19 protein-coding genes are annotated in these 16,614 nt (G+C 61.6%); 12 read left to right on the top strand and 7 right to left on the bottom strand.

Annotation, left to right across the window (positions count from 1 at the left end):
* Window positions 1-78: 78 nt before the first annotated feature.
* The 7 genes from flhA (at window position 79) to ASD64_RS12470 (ending at window position 5,332) form a co-directional block, all read left to right on the top strand.
* Window positions 79-2,166, top strand: a complete 2,088-nt coding sequence (flhA, locus tag ASD64_RS12500; RefSeq protein ID WP_056105533.1) for a flagellar biosynthesis protein FlhA — start codon at window positions 79-81, stop codon at window positions 2,164-2,166.
* Window positions 2,163-2,915 carry a flagellar biosynthetic protein FliR gene (gene fliR / locus ASD64_RS12495; RefSeq protein WP_056105532.1) on the top strand — a complete coding sequence of 251 codons (753 nt, stop codon included), beginning with the start codon at window positions 2,163-2,165 and terminating at the stop codon, window positions 2,913-2,915. Before flhA ends, fliR begins: the two co-directional genes overlap by 4 nt.
* 5 nt (window positions 2,916-2,920) lie before the next feature.
* Entirely contained in the window at window positions 2,921-3,304 is a 384-nt protein-coding gene (locus ASD64_RS12490; RefSeq protein WP_056105531.1) for a hypothetical protein, read from the top strand.
* A 25-nt stretch (window positions 3,305-3,329) separates the two neighbouring features.
* Window positions 3,330-3,920 carry a rod-binding protein gene (locus ASD64_RS12485; RefSeq protein WP_056105530.1) on the top strand — a complete coding sequence of 197 codons (591 nt, stop codon included), beginning with the start codon at window positions 3,330-3,332 and terminating at the stop codon, window positions 3,918-3,920.
* A 4-nt stretch (window positions 3,921-3,924) separates the two neighbouring features.
* The gene (locus ASD64_RS12480; RefSeq protein ID WP_056105529.1) at window positions 3,925-4,350 is read left to right on the top strand and encodes a hypothetical protein; all 426 of its coding nucleotides are present in this window, start codon (window positions 3,925-3,927) and stop codon (window positions 4,348-4,350) included.
* Between the two features lie 22 nt (window positions 4,351-4,372).
* On the top strand, window positions 4,373-4,891 hold the full coding sequence (locus ASD64_RS12475; protein ID WP_056105528.1) for a hypothetical protein: 519 nt from the start codon (window positions 4,373-4,375) through the stop codon (window positions 4,889-4,891).
* A gap of 156 nt (window positions 4,892-5,047) precedes the next feature.
* Window positions 5,048-5,332 carry an SCP2 sterol-binding domain-containing protein gene (locus ASD64_RS12470; RefSeq protein ID WP_056105527.1) on the top strand — a complete coding sequence of 95 codons (285 nt, stop codon included), beginning with the start codon at window positions 5,048-5,050 and terminating at the stop codon, window positions 5,330-5,332.
* 54 nt (window positions 5,333-5,386) lie between these two features.
* Here the strand turns inward: ASD64_RS12470 and ASD64_RS12465 are convergent, their stop codons facing one another.
* Window positions 5,387-5,953 carry a GNAT family N-acetyltransferase gene (locus ASD64_RS12465; protein ID WP_056105526.1) on the bottom strand — a complete coding sequence of 189 codons (567 nt, stop codon included), beginning with the start codon at window positions 5,951-5,953 and terminating at the stop codon, window positions 5,387-5,389.
* Window positions 5,954-6,089: 136 nt separating this feature from the next.
* On the bottom strand, window positions 6,090-7,223 hold the full coding sequence (odc2, locus tag ASD64_RS12460; protein WP_056105525.1) for an ornithine/lysine decarboxylase: 1,134 nt from the start codon (window positions 7,221-7,223) through the stop codon (window positions 6,090-6,092).
* Between the two features lie 548 nt (window positions 7,224-7,771).
* On the opposite strand from odc2, the gene ASD64_RS12455 reads away from it, so the two are divergent.
* The 4 genes from ASD64_RS12455 (at window position 7,772) to ASD64_RS12440 (ending at window position 11,692) form a co-directional block, all read left to right on the top strand.
* Window positions 7,772-8,962: an amidase gene (locus ASD64_RS12455; RefSeq protein WP_056105524.1), complete on the top strand. Its 1,191-nt coding sequence runs from the start codon at window positions 7,772-7,774 to the stop codon at window positions 8,960-8,962.
* A gap of 4 nt (window positions 8,963-8,966) precedes the next feature.
* A complete protein-coding gene (locus ASD64_RS12450; RefSeq protein ID WP_056105523.1) occupies window positions 8,967-9,866 on the top strand; it encodes a LysR family transcriptional regulator in 900 nt (299 codons plus the stop codon).
* Window positions 9,867-9,954: 88 nt separating this feature from the next.
* On the top strand, window positions 9,955-10,617 hold the full coding sequence (locus ASD64_RS12445) for a DUF1007 family protein (RefSeq protein WP_056105938.1): 663 nt from the start codon (window positions 9,955-9,957) through the stop codon (window positions 10,615-10,617).
* Between the two features lie 10 nt (window positions 10,618-10,627).
* Complete coding sequence (locus tag ASD64_RS12440) at window positions 10,628-11,692, top strand: nickel/cobalt transporter (protein ID WP_056105522.1); 1,065 nt, start codon at window positions 10,628-10,630, stop codon at window positions 11,690-11,692.
* A 2-nt stretch (window positions 11,693-11,694) separates the two neighbouring features.
* Here the strand turns inward: ASD64_RS12440 and ASD64_RS12435 are convergent, their stop codons facing one another.
* The 3 genes from ASD64_RS12435 to ASD64_RS12425 are packed head-to-tail and all read right to left on the bottom strand — an operon-like array spanning window position 11,695 to window position 13,622.
* Window positions 11,695-11,901 (bottom strand): hypothetical protein, encoded by a 207-nt coding sequence (locus tag ASD64_RS12435; protein WP_056105521.1) that lies wholly within the window; start codon window positions 11,899-11,901, stop codon window positions 11,695-11,697.
* A 40-nt stretch (window positions 11,902-11,941) separates the two neighbouring features.
* Window positions 11,942-12,922 (bottom strand): cation diffusion facilitator family transporter, encoded by a 981-nt coding sequence (locus tag ASD64_RS12430; protein ID WP_056105520.1) that lies wholly within the window; start codon window positions 12,920-12,922, stop codon window positions 11,942-11,944.
* A 13-nt stretch (window positions 12,923-12,935) separates the two neighbouring features.
* Window positions 12,936-13,622, bottom strand: coding sequence for a GNAT family N-acetyltransferase (locus tag ASD64_RS12425; protein WP_056105936.1), 687 nt, complete (start codon window positions 13,620-13,622; stop codon window positions 12,936-12,938).
* A gap of 82 nt (window positions 13,623-13,704) precedes the next feature.
* Here ASD64_RS12425 and ASD64_RS12420 point away from each other — a divergent pair, with 82 nt between their 5' ends.
* A complete protein-coding gene (locus tag ASD64_RS12420) occupies window positions 13,705-14,892 on the top strand; it encodes a pyridoxal phosphate-dependent aminotransferase (protein WP_056105519.1) in 1,188 nt (395 codons plus the stop codon).
* 15 nt (window positions 14,893-14,907) lie between these two features.
* Here ASD64_RS12420 and ASD64_RS12415 read toward each other — a convergent pair whose 3' ends face one another.
* On the bottom strand, window positions 14,908-15,669 hold the full coding sequence (locus ASD64_RS12415) for an SDR family oxidoreductase (protein WP_056105518.1): 762 nt from the start codon (window positions 15,667-15,669) through the stop codon (window positions 14,908-14,910).
* 201 nt (window positions 15,670-15,870) lie between these two features.
* Window positions 15,871-16,608 carry a tellurite resistance TerB family protein gene (locus ASD64_RS12410; protein ID WP_056105517.1) on the bottom strand — a complete coding sequence of 246 codons (738 nt, stop codon included), beginning with the start codon at window positions 16,606-16,608 and terminating at the stop codon, window positions 15,871-15,873.
* Between the last annotated feature and the right edge of the window lie 6 nt (window positions 16,609-16,614).

The raw sequence follows: 16,614 nt of genomic DNA, 5'->3' as shown, positions 1-16,614 counted from the left end.
CGCGCAAGTTTGGGCCGCTAGATTCGGCCAACCGTGGCGCTGCCTTGCGCCGCGCCATGCATGAGGCGTGAAGACACGATGGCCATCAGCGAAAGCATTTCGACCGTCACGGCTCCACGCAATGGGCGCGACGTCTTCTTCGCACTCGGTATCATCGTCATTCTGGCGGTTCTGTTCCTGCCAATCCCGGCATTCCTTATCGACGTCGGGCTGGCCTTTTCGATCGCCCTTTCGGTGCTGATCCTGATGGTTGCGCTATGGATCCAGCGCCCCCTCGACTTTTCGTCTTTCCCTACCATCCTGCTGATCGCCACGATGCTGCGCCTTTCGCTCAACATCGCAACCACCCGCATGATCCTGTCCCATGGCAATGAAGGCACCCATGCCGCCGGCTATGTGATCAGCGGCTTTTCAAAGCTGGTCATGTCCAGCGACTTCGTCATCGGCCTCATCGTGTTCCTGATCCTGGTCGTGGTGAACTTCATCGTCATCACCAAGGGCGCGACCCGCATCGCCGAGGTCGGCGCCCGCTTCACCCTCGATGCCATTCCGGGCAAGCAGATGTCGATCGACGCCGACCTTTCCGCCGGCACCATCGACGACAAGACGGCACAGTTGCGGCGCCGCGAACTGGAAGAGGAATCTTCCTTCTTCGGCTCCATGGACGGCGCTTCGAAGTTCGTGCGCGGCGACGCCATCGCCGGTCTCATCATCACGGCGATCAACATCGTCGGCGGCATCGCCATTGGCTATTTGCGCCATGACATGGGCATGGGCGAAGCAGCCGACGTGTTCATCAAGCTTTCCGTGGGCGACGGCCTCGTCACCCAGATCCCGGCATTGATCGTATCGCTTGCCGCCGGCCTTCTGGTGTCCAAGGGCGGCACCCGCGGCTCGGCCGACCAGGCCGTATTCGGCCAGCTTGGCGCCTATCCGCGGGCGCTCTACGTCGCGGCCTCTCTTCTTGCCCTGCTCGGCATGATGCCCGGGCTGCCGCTGTTTCCATTCCTCATACTGGCTTTGGCGATGGCCGGTCTCGGCTACGTCATCCCCATGCGGCACAATCGCGAACTCGCCGAACAGCAGGCCGTGAAGAACAACGAGGCCGCCGCCAAGGCGGAAGAGGAAAAGAACTCGGTCAAGGCTTCGCTGGCCACCGCCGAGATCGAGCTTCTCATCGGCAAGCAACTGTCGACGCGCCTGTTGAGTTCGCATCAGGAACTCGCCTTCCGCATGGCCAAGATGCGCAAGAAGTTCGCCACGCAGTATGGCTTCGTCGTCCCGGAAGTGCGCCTCACCGACGACTTCGCCATTCCGCCGAAAAGCTACCAGATCAAGATCCACGGCACCGTGGTTGCCGAACATGAAATGCGCGTGGGTGAAATCATGGTGCTGCTCGGCACGCGCGACCTGCCCGATATTCCAGGCGAGGAAGTGCGTGAGCCGGCCTTCGGCATGCGTGCCTATTCGGTGATGGATACCTTCGCAGAGGACTTGAAGCGCGAACAGTTCACCTACGCCGACAACATGTCGGTGCTGCTCACCCACCTGTCCGAAGTGATTCGCAACAACCTGCCGCAGTTGCTGTCCTACAAGGACATGAAGGCGCTGCTCGAGCGGCAGGACCCCGAATACCGCAAGCTTGCCGACGAGATCTGCACCACTCACATCTCCTATCCCGGCCTGCAGGCGGTGTTGAAACTGCTGCTGGCCGAGCGCGTCTCGATCCGTAACCTGCATCTCATCATCGAAGCGATCGCCGAGATCGCGCCGCATGTGCGCCGCACCGAACAGATCGTGGAGCACGTCCGCATCCGCATGGCGCAGCAGATTTGCGGCGACCTCTCCGAAGGAGGCGTGCTCAAGGTATTGCGCCTCGGCAACCGCTGGGACCTTGCCTTTCATCAGAGCCTGAAGCGCGACGGCAAGGGCGAGATACGTGAATTCGACATCGACCCGCGCCAACTGGAAGAGTTCGGCCAGGATGCCACCAAGGCGATCCGCAAGCATCTCGAGGCGGGCGAGCGGTTCGTGCTGGTTACGTCACCGGACGCCCGCCCCTATGTGCGCATGATCATCGAGCGCCTGTTCGCGACGCTGCCCGTGCTGTCCCATGTCGAGATCGCCAAGGGTGTCGAAATCAGGGTGCTCGGAACGATATCGTGAGCGCGCTGGCGGAAGGGTTCGTTCTGGCGGCGTTTCTTGCCTTCTGCCGTATCGGCTCCTGTTTCATGGTCATGCCCGGCCTCTCCAGCGTGCGCGTGCCTTTGCAGGTCCGTCTCTTTCTCGCCATCGCGGTCACCGGCGGTCTGCTTGTTTTCCTGTGGGACCGCATCTACCCGTTCGTCGATGCGCGCCCGGCTGTCCTTGCCCCGATGATCGTTTCGGAGCTTTTGATCGGCGGCCTGATCGGCGCGATGACGCGGCTTTACATGGAAGCCTTGCGCTTCATTGGCGCCTCCCTTGCCATGCTGATCGGCTTCAACAGCATGGGCGGAACCGCCATTGAGGAAGCCGAGCCGCAGGCGGCGCTGGCGGCGCTCATTTCGTTTTCTGCCCTGTTGCTGCTGTTCGTCTTCGATTTCCACCAGGAGGTCATTCGCGCGCTGGTTTCCTCCTACGCGATCGCCCCGGTCAATGTGTTCTTCAATCCGCAGGCAGCGCTGGTCGACGTCGCCGACACGCTGTCGGAAAGCTTCTTTCTCGTCATCCGGCTTGGCAGTCCGTTCGTCGCCTACGCCATTCTGGTCAACCTGACGATCGGCTTCGTCAACAAGCTCACCCCGCAGATTCCGATCTACTTCATCTCGCTGCCGTTCGTCATCGCCGGAGGCCTGATCCTGTTCTATTTCGGCTTCGCCACCATGCTGTCGTTGTTCGTTGACGGCTTCATCGACATCAGCCTGGCAAGGTAGCGGAAATGACCACACGCAAAGAGCGCTTGAGGAAGTTGGTCCAGGTGCAGGAGCAATTGAAAGCGCTGCATGAGACGCGTCGCGCGACGTTTCTGTCGAATGCAGCCGCGGCAAAACACGAAGCGGAAGCGCTTGTGGAAACCTTCGATGCGCCCGGATCCCTGTCAGGCCTTTTTCCCGACCTTTACAACAACAGGATCGCGAACGCCGTGGCGCGCAGCCAAGACAATCTGGAGCAGGCCCGCAACGAGGCCGCGCTCGTCGCGGCGGCTACGGCGCGGACCAATATGGTGGAGCGCGCCTACGACGAGGTCCGCCGCCTGGACGAGCGTCACCAGTCGGACCGCGAGCGGCTCGACCTCATCGAGCAGAAGCGCTCGACCGACTGAGCGCGCAAGTCAGGTTGCCACAAGCTTGTTGCGCGATGATCGCACCGACAATCGGCAGAAGGTCCTTTCCTTGGCGATCTCCCCACCCAGCGACATCGTTCTGGACGTTGCCCGCGCCGCGAACCCTGCCGATATCCAGCAGGCACGCGCCCAGTTGATGCAACGCACCGGCGCCAGCGCGGAACCCTTCTCCGTCACAGATGCCCCGATGCTGTCGCGCACGGCAAGTAAGGACACCCCCAACCCCTCTGCCGAAAACTTCAAGCAGTTCGAAGCGATGGTGTTGCAGACCTTCATCCAGAACATGCTGCCGAAGGACGCCGAAGGCGTCTACGGCAAGGGTCTGGCGGGCGACATGTGGAAGTCGCAGCTTGCCGAGCATCTGGCCGGAGTGGTGGCCGACAATGGCGGCATCGGCATCGCCAGGTCGCTCGCCGCCGCGCACTATCTCGACGGCAAGCGCAAGGTGCCGATCGGCCCGGTCTCGACAAGCCCGCAGAAAACGGAAATCGATGAACGGGCGCGGCTGTCCACGTCGCTCGTGCAGGAATTTCAAATGAAGATCGCACGGACGCTAAGCGACGATCAGGCTTCGGCAGTGAGTAAGAAGGTGTAGCCCGATGACCGACTATTCGGAATTCACGTCCAACCTGCCCGCAACGGCGGTCAGCCCTGAGCGGCATCTCGTTTCCCAGAGGCCGGGTAACCTCGCCGCCATTATCGGGCGCATAGAGGAGGCGGTCGAAGAGGAAACGGCCTCGATCCGCAACAATGCCGGTTTCGACATCAAGGCATCGAATGCACGCAAGAGCCGTTACCTCTACGAACTCAACCGTGCCATCAAGGGGATCGACCAACCCGATCTGCTGGCAGAACACCGCGATGGGCTGACCCGTCTGCGGCAGAAGCTGGCTCGCAACGAGGCGGCGATCCTGGCCCACCTCAACGCGGTCAAGGAGGTAGCCAACCTGTTGAAGAATGCCATCCAGCACGCCGAAGCCGACGGAACCTACTCCGCCGGCCAATTCGGCTGGGCCCAAACGTGATCCTGGCCGGGGCCGCCGCCAGATGATCAAGTTCATCGTTGCCACACTGTGGATATGCGCCGTCACCGTCGGCGCGGTGTTCTATTCCTTTCAGGCTGCGGGAGCCCGCGACGAAGCCGCCACCGCCAAGCCGTTGTTCGGCGGGCTCGACTACGTCAGCACCGACATCATCACCGTGCCCTACGTCCGCAACGCCCGCGTGGACGGCTACTTCCTCACCAAACTGGTGTTCACCGCCGAGCCGGCCAAGCTGGCGAAACTTTCCGTTCCGCCGACCTCGATCATCACCGACCAGGTCTATTCCTATCTCTATTCCAACCCGCAGATCGACTTCTCCGACAAGACGACGATCGATCTGGATGCTTTCCGCACCAGCCTGCGCGACAGCATCAATACCCGCGTTGGCATCGACCTGATCAAGGAAGTGCTCGTCGACCAGATCGACTTCCTGACCAAGGACGACATCCGCGACAACGCCAAGCGCCGGCGCAAGCCATCCACGCCGGCAAATTCGCAGACCGAGCCGACCTCCACGCATTGATGCCTGCAGCGGTCGAAGTACGACTCACTTGAAATCACGTTGACGTAAACGTCATATACCCCATATATCCGTGCAACGGCGCGCATGCGCCTTCGAGCGGCTTGGGCATGGCCCGGGCAAATCCGAACGTAAAACGCAAAACGACAAGGAAATGCCATGGGTGTCCAGGAAATCGCAGCCAAGCTGAAAACTCAGGTCGAGAGCGCCGGCTTCGACCGGTCGGTCAAGTTCGACACCGGCGGCGACGGCGTGATCCTGATCGACGGCGCCACCATCTCGACCACCGACGGCCCGGCCGACTGCACCATCACACTGTCGCTGGACGATCTGGAATCGCTGATCGCCGGCGACCTCAATCCAACCATGGCGTTCATGACCGGCAAGTTGAAGATCGAAGGCGACATGTCGATCGCCATGCAGCTCAGCCAGTTGATCGGCTGATGCAAAATTCTTGAGAGCAAAAAGGCCACCCGCCGATCGGGTGGCCTTTTTGCTTCAGGCGGCCTCGGGTTTTTCCGGGCGGACCTTGCGGCCAGCGGCCTCGAGCGTGCCGGCAGCGCCGTCCAGCGTCCCCACGACAAGCTCCAGTGCAAGGAAGCGGTGCCGCTCATACGGGCCGGGCATGGCAAGCCGCCCTGTCTTTGCCGCCGAAAAGCCGAAGCGCTGGTAGTAGGGTTCATCGCCCACCAGCAGGATGGCGCGGTGGCCGAGTCGCCTCGCTTCCGCCACGGCATGGCGCATGAGCGCCGAGCCTGCGCCAGCACCCTTCAACGCCGGTTCGACGGCGAGCGGGCCGAGCAGCAGCGCTTGTTGCCCGCCCTCGCCTAGCGCAACGTCCCACAGCCGCACCGTACCGACGAGCGTACCCGTCTGATCGCGAGCGACGAAGGCAAGGCCTTCGGACGGGCGCCGGCCGCGCCGGAGCTTTTCCGACGACTTGCGTTTGCGGCCCGGTCCCATTGCGCGGTCGAGCAATGCGTCCCGCGCCACCGCGTCGGTCGCATTTTCGGCAACGACAGCAAGGTTCGCCGCGTCGATTGGTTGTTCGTGAGCAAGTTCCATTTCCGCAATCCTTCACGAGCGGAGATCTGTTCCACAAGCGAACCGCCGGCGAATGACGCTGGCGGCGTGTTCGGCATCGAAAGCCGGCAGGCCTTGGCATTTGCAGCCGGGCCTCCCGACCTTTCTGCCCGAACTTTCAGATCACGTAGGATCGGAGCGGTTCAAACCCGTTGAAGGCGACGGCCGAGTACGTCGTGGTGTATGCGCCCGTTCCCTCAATCAGCACCTCGTCGCCGATGGTCAGCGACAAAGGCAGCGGATACGGCGTCTTTTCATACATCACGTCGGCCGAATCGCAGGTCGGTCCGGCGAGCACACAAGGCGCCACCGCATCGCCGTCGCGCGGCGTGACCAGCGGATAGCGAATCGCCTCGTCCATGGTTTCGGCCAATCCGCCGAACTTGCCGATGTCGAGATAGACCCAGCGAACATTGTCGTTGTCGGCCTTCTTGGAGATCAGCACGACCTCGGACTTGATGACGCCGGCATTGCCGACCATGCCGCGGCCCGGCTCGATGATCGTTTCGGGAATGCGGTTGCCGAAATGCCTGCTCAGCGCCTCGAAGATCGCCTGGCCGTAGGCCTGCGCCGCCGGCACGTCCTTCAGGTAACGGGTCGGGAACCCGCCCCCCATGTTGACCATCTTGAGCAGGATGCCTTCCCCGGCAAGCGTGGTGAAAACCTTGGCGGCATCGCCCAGTGCCCGATCCCAGGCGCTGAGGTCAGTCTGCTGGGAGCCGACATGGAACGAGACGCCGTAAGCTTCGAGGCCGAGCGAAGCCGCATGGCGCAACACATCGACGGCCATCGCCGGCACGCAGCCGAACTTGCGCGACAGCGGCCATTCGGCCCCTTCGCCGTCGGTAAGCACGCGGCAGAACACGCGGCTGCCGGCTGCCACGCGCGCCACCTTTTCGACCTCTTCCACGCAATCGACCGCGAACAGGCGGATGCCGAGTTCATAGGCGCGCGCAATATCGCGCTCCTTCTTGATCGTGTTGCCGAAGGATATGCGCGACGCGGGCGCGCCGGCGTCGAGCGCCATTTCGATTTCGGCCACCGAGGCGGTGTCGAAGGACGAGCCCATCGAGGCCAGCAAACGCAGGATTTCCGGCGCTGGATTGGCCTTCACGGCATAGTAGATCCTGGAATCGGGCAGCGCCTTTTCAAAGGCGCAAAAATTGTCGCGCACGACATCGAGGTCGACGACAAGGCAAGGGCCGGTCGGACGTCGGGTGGCAAGGAAATCGAGAATGCGCTGGGTTGCCATCGGGGTCGCTCCAAATACGCCGGAACCGGCGTGCACAAAGGCTGCGCATACGGGCTCGCAGCCTCGCATAGCGCGGTCAAACAAAGGCGGGGCGGGAGTCTCATGGAGCCGGCTGGTGGAGACACCGGAACCAGGAAACGCCGTCTCGCGGCGGTGAATCCTTGACCTTGCCCGGTCAAAAATTCGCTTTGTCTGCCTTGGCTTGGAAATGGGAGGATCCCGTTCCGCACTGCCGGCAATGATGGTGTGCCTCTTCAGTAACTCCGACTTTTGGACAGCCGAAAGAGAACCAGAAAGGCCCGCACCGTCGTTGCTTCAAGGTGTCCTCGATTTCGCGGTTGGCCGCTAAACCGACTGGAGGGGTTGGCTCCAGTTACCTTACCGATTTCCTCGCCATTCGAGGATCGGCGGACACCCACAGGCACGTGCGACTTTGGGCAAGCGCGATATAGGGAGATCGCCCTTCACAATCAATTAAATTCTGCGCCCTGCTTGAAAAAACTGCATTATCGAACAATGCTGCCTCAACCGTATCGAAATTGAAGACAATGACCGTCGCACGCGACCCTTTCCACGCCTTTCTCGATCTGCATCAAGCGCCTGTTTCCAATACGGATTCCGGGCCCCTCCACGGCTTGTCCCTGGCGGTGAAGGATATTTTCGATGTCGCCGGCTATCGTACCGGTTGCGGCAACCCGAAGAAGTACGCCGAAAGCCAGCCGGCGCTGAAAACGGCGCCCCCCATCCAGAAGCTGCTCGATGCGGGCGCGCGATTCGCCGGCAAGACACAAACCGACGAACTGGCGTTCTCGTTGATGGGGCAAAATGCGCATTTTCAATTCCCCATCAACCCTGCAGCACCCCAGCGTGTAACAGGCGGCTCGTCGTCCGGTTCAGCCGCGGCCATCGCAGGTGGCCTTGCCGATATCGCCATCGGCTCCGACACCGGCGGCTCGATCCGCGCCCCGGCCAGTTTCTGCGGGCTGATCGGCCTGCGCACCAGCCACGGGCGCATCCCGCTCGCAGGCGCAATGAAACTGGCGGCAAGCCTCGACACATTCGGCTGGTTTGCCCGCGACATGGACACCTATGAAGCCGTAGGCAAGGTGTTGCTGGGTGACGATGCCAAGGGCATCAGCCTCCAACGCCCTCTTTCTTTCGAATGGCTGGATGCGCTGGTCACCGGGCCGGACGAAGCAGCGGAATACAAGAGGCTGCCAGCCATTGCCGCCGCCATTGTCGGCGGGCCGCAGCCCGTGGGGTTCAGTGCAACGCCGGACGAACTTTACCGGTGCTTCCGTTACATCCAGGCCGACGAGGCCTGGGCCGAGCATGGGGCGTGGATCTCCAGCCGTGATCCGCAACTTGGTCCGGGCGTGAAGGAGCGCTTCGATTTCGGCCGCACGCTGAGCGCCGAGGACGTGAGGCGCGAACGGGAACGCCGAGGCATCGTCCGTCAGGAGCTTGCCGAACTGCTCGGTTCCGACGGTTTCCTTGTCCTGCCGACCGTTCCCGGCCCAGCGCCTTTGAAGGATGCCGGCCACGATGCCCTGCTCGATTATCGCGAACGCGCGTTGAAACTGCTGTGCCTGTCCGGCTTGACGGGCTTCCCCCAACTGACGCTGCCACTGGGTGTTGTTCACGACGCGCCGTTCGGCCTGTCGCTGCTCGGCCCATCCGGTAGCGATATGGCGCTTCTCGGGCTGGGACGCCGGATCCTCGACGCGACAAAGGGCTGACACGATGGACACATTGACCCGCATGCGCGCCTTCATCGACGTCGTGGAAGCGGAAGGCTTCTCGGCGGCGGCGCGCAAGATCGGCCGTTCCAAGGCGCTGTTGTCCAAATACGTGCGCGAACTGGAAGACGAACTCGGCGCCCTCCTGCTCAACCGCACGACGCGCCAGTTCTCGCTGACCGAGGCGGGGCATACCTACTACCGGCGCGCCTCGGAAATCGTACGCGAAGTCGACAGCCTCGCCGATGATGTGCGTGAATCCTCCGGCGACGTGCGCGGCCGCATCAAGCTTTCGGCGCCCCGCACTTTCGCCGACGCGCCCATCGGCCAGTCGCTGGTCGACTTCGCCAAGGAGCATGCCGACATCGTGCTGGAGATCGACCTCGACGATCGCTTCGTCGATCTGGTCGAAGAGGGTTTCGATCTGGCAATCCGCATTTCGCGACTGGAAAGCTCGTCGCTGATTGCAAAGCGGCTGGCGCCCTTTTCGGTTCGCATCTGCGGTTCGCCGGAATTGATCGCCAAGCATGGCATGCCAACAAAGCCCCAGGATTTTGCCCGCTTGCCCTGCATCGTCGATACCAATGGCCGCTGGCTTTCCAACTGGCCGTTCAAGGGCGAAACAAGCGACACGATAAGCGTTTCCGTCTCCGGCCCGATGGAAGTCAACAGCCCGATGGTCGCTCGCGCCGCTGCCGTATCCGGCCTCGGCTTCGCGATCCTTCCGGACTTCATCGCGTCGCCGGAGATCATCGGCGGACGCCTCGTGCCGGTTCTCGATGACCGCATCCTCCAGGGCGGCGGCATCTTTGCCGTCTACCCTCACCGCCGCTACCTGCCGGCAAAGGTGCGCGTCCTCGTCGACTTCCTTGCCCAGTGGTTCAAGGCACGCGAAGCGGCATAGCCTTGTCCATCGGTGGAGCGGTCCCAATTTCGCCCGCTTTCTGATAACCCTCGGCAAAATGCGGCAACCGAGGGAATCGCGCCAACTCATGCCTTTGAAACGCAAAGTTCTTCCGGCTGCATTGGCCGTGGCTGGCCTTGTGGCGGCAACGGCACCGGCGAATGTGCACCCCCACGTCTTCGCCGAAGCCAGGCTGGATGTCGTCCTCGCTCCCGATCACCAATCGATCACCGGGCTCAGGCATGTGTGGCGCTTCGACGACCTATTCTCCAGCACGGTGCTGATGGAGTTCGACGCCAATTCCGACCTGAAGTTGGACGATGCCGAATTGAAGGAAGTGTCCGAGACCATCTTCACGTCGCTGGCCGAATACAACTACTTCCAGTTGGTCACCGTCGACGGCAAGGATGTGAAGATGAAGCCGCCCGCAGCGCTGATGGTGAACCTCGACAACAACCAGTTGATCGTGCTGTTCGAATCGACGCCCGAAACCGCAATTCCGCTTTCAGGCAAGATCACTTTGGGAATCTACGACCCGACCTTCTACACCGCCATCGATTTCACCGAAGACGAGAACATGGCGGTCGAGGGCTTGCCCGCGTCGTGCACCCGCACGGTCGTTCGCCCTGATCCCGACACGGCGATTGCGCAAAATCAGCAAACCCTGACCGATGCGTTCTTCAACGACCCGACCGGCACCGACATGAGCAAGATTTTTGCAACGAAGCTCGAACTGAATTGTCGGGCATGAGGGCAGCCTTATGAGCAAGACGGCCGTTCGCGCCACATTCGCCGTTCTGGCACTGGCCTATGTGCTGGCGCATCTGATCGGCCATGCCCATGCGCAAAGCTCGCTCGGCATCGGCACCAATGACGCCATTGCCCCTTCGACCGGCCTGTTCTCCCACTGGCTGGTCTGGATCAACCAGCACCAGCAGGCGTTCTACCGTTCGCTCTCCACCACGATGAAGGCCATGCGCGACGACGGCAGCAACATGTGGCTGCTTGTCGGGCTGTCCTTTGCCTACGGCATCTTCCATGCGGCAGGTCCGGGCCACGGCAAGGCGGTGATCTCGTCCTACATGGTTGCCAACGAAGTGGCGCTCAAGCGCGGTGTCATGCTGTCCTTCGTGTCAGCCTTCCTTCAGGCGCTGACGGCGATCGTGGTGATGGTGCTTGCCTGGTTCGTCCTGCGCGGCACATCAGTCTCGATGACGGACGCCGCCTGGTTCCTCGAAATCGCCAGTTATGTCTTCGTGACGGCATTCGGCGCCTGGCTGTTATGGCAAAAAGCCGGACCGTTGGTGCGCCGTCTTGCCGGCGCTGGTCCCGCGCACAGCCTATCGGCCGCGCATGCGCATGAACACGAGCATTTACAAGGTCATAGCCACGATCACGGGCATCAGCACGACCATGACCACGGCGCGCACCGTCATCATGAGGGCGCGGTCTGCTCAACCTGTGGCCATTCGCATGCTCCAGACCCTGTTTTGCTGTCGGGAGAACGCTTCGATTGGCGCACAGCCTGGTCGGCAGTCGTTGCCGTGGGCATCCGGCCATGTTCTGGCGCGCTGATCGTGCTGTCTTTCGCCTTGCTCAACGGCTTGTGGCTGGCAGGCGTGCTCTCGGTGCTTAGCATGGCGCTGGGCACGGCGATCACCGTGTCAGCGCTGGCCACGCTTGCCGTCACCGCCAAGAACTGGGCCGTGCTGATGGCCGGCGACGGCCGGCTCGGCAACAACATCCACTCCGCGATCGAAATCGGCGGCGCAGCCTTCGTGTTCGCGCTCGGTCTGCTTTTATTGTCGGCAAGCCTCAGCGCGTGAGCCTATTTGCCCTTCCTGCGCTGGCTGATCCCCCGAAGCCAGAAGACGACAAACAATGCCACCATGAATATGGCAACGACGACGACCGCCAGAATTGACGAAACCTCCCCCGTAGCAAGCATGACATTCGGCAGATAGTAGGCGAACGAGCCAAACGCGCCGATGATCAACAGCGCGGCAATTGCCGCGTTCCTGCTCTCTCGATCCATTATAAAATCCCGAATGTTGTAGGCACTGGGCGCCCGCCAATCAGTGGTGATGCCGATGGTTTGGCACGTTCTCGTGCGAATGGCCATGGTCGTCGTCGTTGCCGTCAGCGCATCGGTCGAATTCCGGCTCCACTGTCGCATGGGTAATATTGTGCTTGGCGGCAAGGCGTTTCTTGACAGCGCTGATCGCAGCATGTGAATCGACGCCATTGTCGAGACAGGCATGCAGCGTGGCAATGTTTTTGGCGCCGTCGAGCGACCATACATGCATGTGGTGAACTTCACGCAGCCCTGCAATATTGGCTTCCAGGTCCCTGGCGATTGCATCGCGGTCGAGGGCGGTCGGCGTGCCTTCGAGAAGCAGGTGCGCGGCCTCACGCATCAGCCTCCAGGCGGTAGACAGGATGATCACAGCCACGAACACGGACAGGATCGGATCGATCGGCGTCCAGCCCGTCGCGATGATGACGATCGCGGCGGCGATGGCCGCGACCGAACCAAGAAGATCGCCCAGCACATGCAGGATCGCCCCGCGCATATTGAGGCTTTCGCGGTCGCCGCCATGCAGGATCAGAAACCCCGCGATATTCACGAGCAATCCCAGCCCGGCGATGACCAGCATCGGGCCACCCAGCACAGGGGGCGGGTCCATGAAGCGCTGCCATGCTTCGTAGACGATCCAAAGCGCGATGACGAAGATGGCGATGCCGTTGGTATAGGCGACCAGCGTCTTGACCCTGCCGAAGCCATAGGTCAGTCGCCCGGTGGCTGGCCGTTCTGCAAGATGGAAAGCATACCAGGCGAGGCTGAGCGCCAGCGTATCGGTCAGCATGTGGCCTGCGTCGGCAAGCAGCGCCAGCGAATTGGTGAACCATCCGCCCACGGCCTCGGCGACCATGAAACCGCCAGTCAGGCCGGCCGCAATCAGAACCCTGCCCTTGTCGGTCGAGCCATGCACATGAGCACCATGGCCGTGGCCATGATCTTGCGAACCGTGATCGTGGAAATGATCATCCACCATGCGGCGAAATCCCTTATGCGCCGTACTGCGCTCGATAGTCCTCGAGCCGCTTTACCTGTCGGCCTTCACCATCAAAATTCGAAGGATCGAGCCAGGCTTCATAGGCTTTTCGCAGCGCCGGCCACTCCTTGTCGATGATTGAATACCATGCCGTGTCGCGATTTGCGCCCTTGGCGACCATGTGCTGCCGGAAAATCCCCTCGAACTTGAAGCCGAACCGTTCGGCGGCACGCTTTGATGGAGAGTTCTCGTTGTGGCATTTCCATTCGTAGCGCCGATAGCCAAGCTCGTCGAAAGCGTATCTGGTGAACAGGAACTGCGCCTCCGTCGCCGCCGGCTTCCTGGAGATCAACGGTCCCCAGTAGATGCTACCAATCTCGATGACGCCATGCGTCGGCTCTATGCGCATCAGCGTCTGGCGTCCCGCGATCCTGCCGCTCGCCTTGTCGACTACCGTGAAATAAAGCGGGTCCTGGCTCGCTTCCACCTTTTCCAGCCACGTCTGGAACTCGGTGCGGCTTGCCGGAGGTTTTTCGAACAGCCAGGCAAAGCGACCGTCCGCATCTGGCACTGTCGAGGCCTCGAAAAGGCCGTCGCCGTGCCTGGCCGCGTCCAGCGGCTCCAGGCGCACGTAACGGCCTTCCAGCACCTTGCGTTCAGGGCGTGGACGCGGTTGCCAGCTGTTCAGATCGTCAGGCACAGCGAACTCCAATTCAGTTGACTTTAGGTAAGCAGGCTCACAAGAAAGCGGCCGGCTCAAAAGAACCACAGGGACGGGAAAAATGCTCCACACCATTTCGGCTTTCGACCGCCTTGGCGAGGAAAACGCCTTCGCCGTGCTGGCACGGGCCACTGCCCTTGCCCATGAGGGCCGTGACATCGTCAATCTCGGCATCGGCCAACCCGATTTCCAGACCCCTGCGCATATCGTGGAAGCCGCCATAAAGGCGCTACGCGACGGCCATCATGGCTACACGCCAGCCACTGGCCTTTTGGCGCTGCGTGAAGCCGTCTCGCGCCGCACGCTGGCCACCACCGGGGTCGAAGTGTCGCCGGAAACGGTAATGATCCTACCAGGCGGCAAGCCGACCATGTTCGCAGCCATCTTGATGTTCGGCGAACCGGGTGTGGAAATCCTCTATCCGGACCCAGGTTTTCCGATCTATCGATCGATGATCGAATTCACTGGCGCCAAGCCGATCCCCGTGCCGATCCGCGAGAAGAATGGCTTCGCTTTCTCGGCTGAAGAGACGCTGGCGCTGATCACGCCCAAGACCCGCTTGCTTATCCTCAATTCACCGGCAAATCCGACCGGTGGCGTCACGCCACGCGCCGAGATCGAAAAACTGGTTAAGGGACTGGAGGCACACCCTGACGTCGCCATCCTCTCCGACGAAATCTACGACGTCATGACCTATGATGGCGAGAAGCACTGCTCGCTGCTGCAGTTCCCTGAAATTCGCGACAGGCTCATCGTTCTGAACGGCTGGTCGAAGACCTGGGCAATGACCGGCTGGCGCATGGGATGGTCGATCTGGCCGAACGGCGACAAAGGCGCTCACCTTTATGAAAAGGTTCGCAAGCTGGCGGTCAATTGCTGGTCCTGCGTCAACGCGCCGAGCCAATATGCCGGCATTGCCGCCATCGACGGACCGCAGGACGATGTCGACAAGATGATGCGCGCCTTCGATCGCCGCCGAAAATTGGTGGTCGAAGGGCTGAATGCCCTGCCAGGCATTTCCTGCATCACGCCGAAGGGCGCCTTCTATGCCTTCCCGAATATGTCCGGCACCGGCTGGAAGGCCAAGAAGCTGGCGTCGGCCCTGCTTGAAGAGGCTGGCGTCGCTCTGATCGGCGGCCCCGATTTCGGCATTCTGGGTGAGGGTTACATGCGCTTGTCCTACGCAAACTCGGAAGAGAACATCCTGCGCGCGCTGGAGCGGATCGAGGCTTTCCTCAAGTCGAAGTGAGCCGGCGCGAAGGGTCTACCCGCGCCCCACATAAGGCATTTTGGTTGCCATCACCGTCATGAACAGCACGTTGGCGTCGAGCGGCAGGCCTGCCATGTAGACGACAGCTTCCGCCACACGGCTGACGTCCATGACCGCCTCGGCGGCGACGGTGCCGTTGGCTTGAGGAACACCAACTGCCATCGGTGCGGCCATTTCCGTCAAGGCATTGCCGATGTCGATCTGGCCGCAGGCGATGTCGAAAGGCCGGCCATCAAGTGCCAGTGTCTTGGTCAGGCCCGTAATGGCGTGCTTGGTCGATGTGTAGGGAACCGAGCCCGGACGCGGCGCATGCGCCGAAACCGAGCCATTGTTGATGATGCGGCCGCCCATCGGACTTTGTCTGCGCATGGTGCGGAAGGCCGCTCGCGAACACAGGAACGAGCCGGTAAGGTTGACCGCCACCACATCGTTCCACGCATCGACCGGAATCTCGTCGATCGTCGTCGATTTGTAGGCAATGCCGGCGTTGTTGAAGAGAAGATCGACCCGGCCAAAAGCCTTTACGGTCTCTTCAAACAGGCGATCGACCTGATCGGGCTTGGTGATGTCGCAGGAAATGGCCAGCGCCCGCGTTCCAGTGGTGCCGAGCTCGACCTCCGCCACAGCCGCTTGCAGCAAATCCAGACGGCGGCCACAGAACACGGTGTTCCATCCGGCTTCGACCAATGCCAACGCAACACTCTTGCCGATCCCGGACCCGGCCCCGGTTACGATTGCTGTTTTCTCTATAGCCATGCGCCTTCCTCCAACTGCGCTGCCAAATCGCAAATGAAGGAACGCATGACAAGGCTCAGGTCCTGTCAAAAAAGGGCGGCCATTGGCGACCGCCCCCTGATCTGAACCACGCTCGGGAGGAGGAAAGCGGGTCCGACTGATGAAAATGATGCGCTTGTTGGGTTAACAGAAACCTAATTTGTCAACCTCGCCTCGCGGCATTCACCAAGGCGATTGCGGGTTTGCGGCTGGTTCCGGTACCGCCGCCTTTGCCGCGCTGACCGTCGCTTCGACGTGTTCGACCAATGCATCCGGCAACCCTAGCCGCCCCGCCAACAGATCGAGATAGCCGCGCTCGGCACGGGTATCGGGATCGATGGCAAGGCGGGATGCCGTATAAAGCTCCACCTTCTGTGCATCAGTCTGCGCAGCGGCGACCAGCTTATCCAGGTCCAGGGGCGCGTCCAGTTCGGCTTTCAGGAAAGCTTCGGCATCCGAATCCAGCCCGGAAAGGCTGAGTTTGTCGCCGATCTTGCGCCTCTCCTCGTCGTCGATGCGGCCATCCGCCTTTGCAGCAGCGATCATTGCTCGCACCAGCGTCGAAGCGAATTCGGATTCACCTTGCGGCGCCTGCGACGGGTGGAATGCAGTGTCCTGTGGAGGTGGAAGGAGTTCCGGTTGACCTGCCGCCGTTTCGGCGGGCGTCTTGCCGTTCTGGTAGTTCTGATAGGCCTTGTAGGCGAGGCCGCCGATCGCGGCCAGACCGCCAAGCTTCAGCGCAGCGCCCGTGACTTGCCGCCCGGCTCCAGTACCAAGCAACACGGCGGCAAGGGCACCTGCCGCCAGCGGATTGTCCTTCGCCATCTGCACGGCTTGGCCCGCCTTGTCCCGCACCGTGGTACCCGTACCGGGAACTTGTGAGCCCAGCAGATCGTTGAGCAATTTCTTGGGGTCGAACATCGGCAC

Source organism: Mesorhizobium sp. Root157, assembly GCF_001427385.1.
Lineage (GTDB): Bacteria > Pseudomonadota > Alphaproteobacteria > Rhizobiales > Rhizobiaceae > Mesorhizobium.
This window is presented reverse-complemented; position numbering and strand designations above follow the sequence as displayed.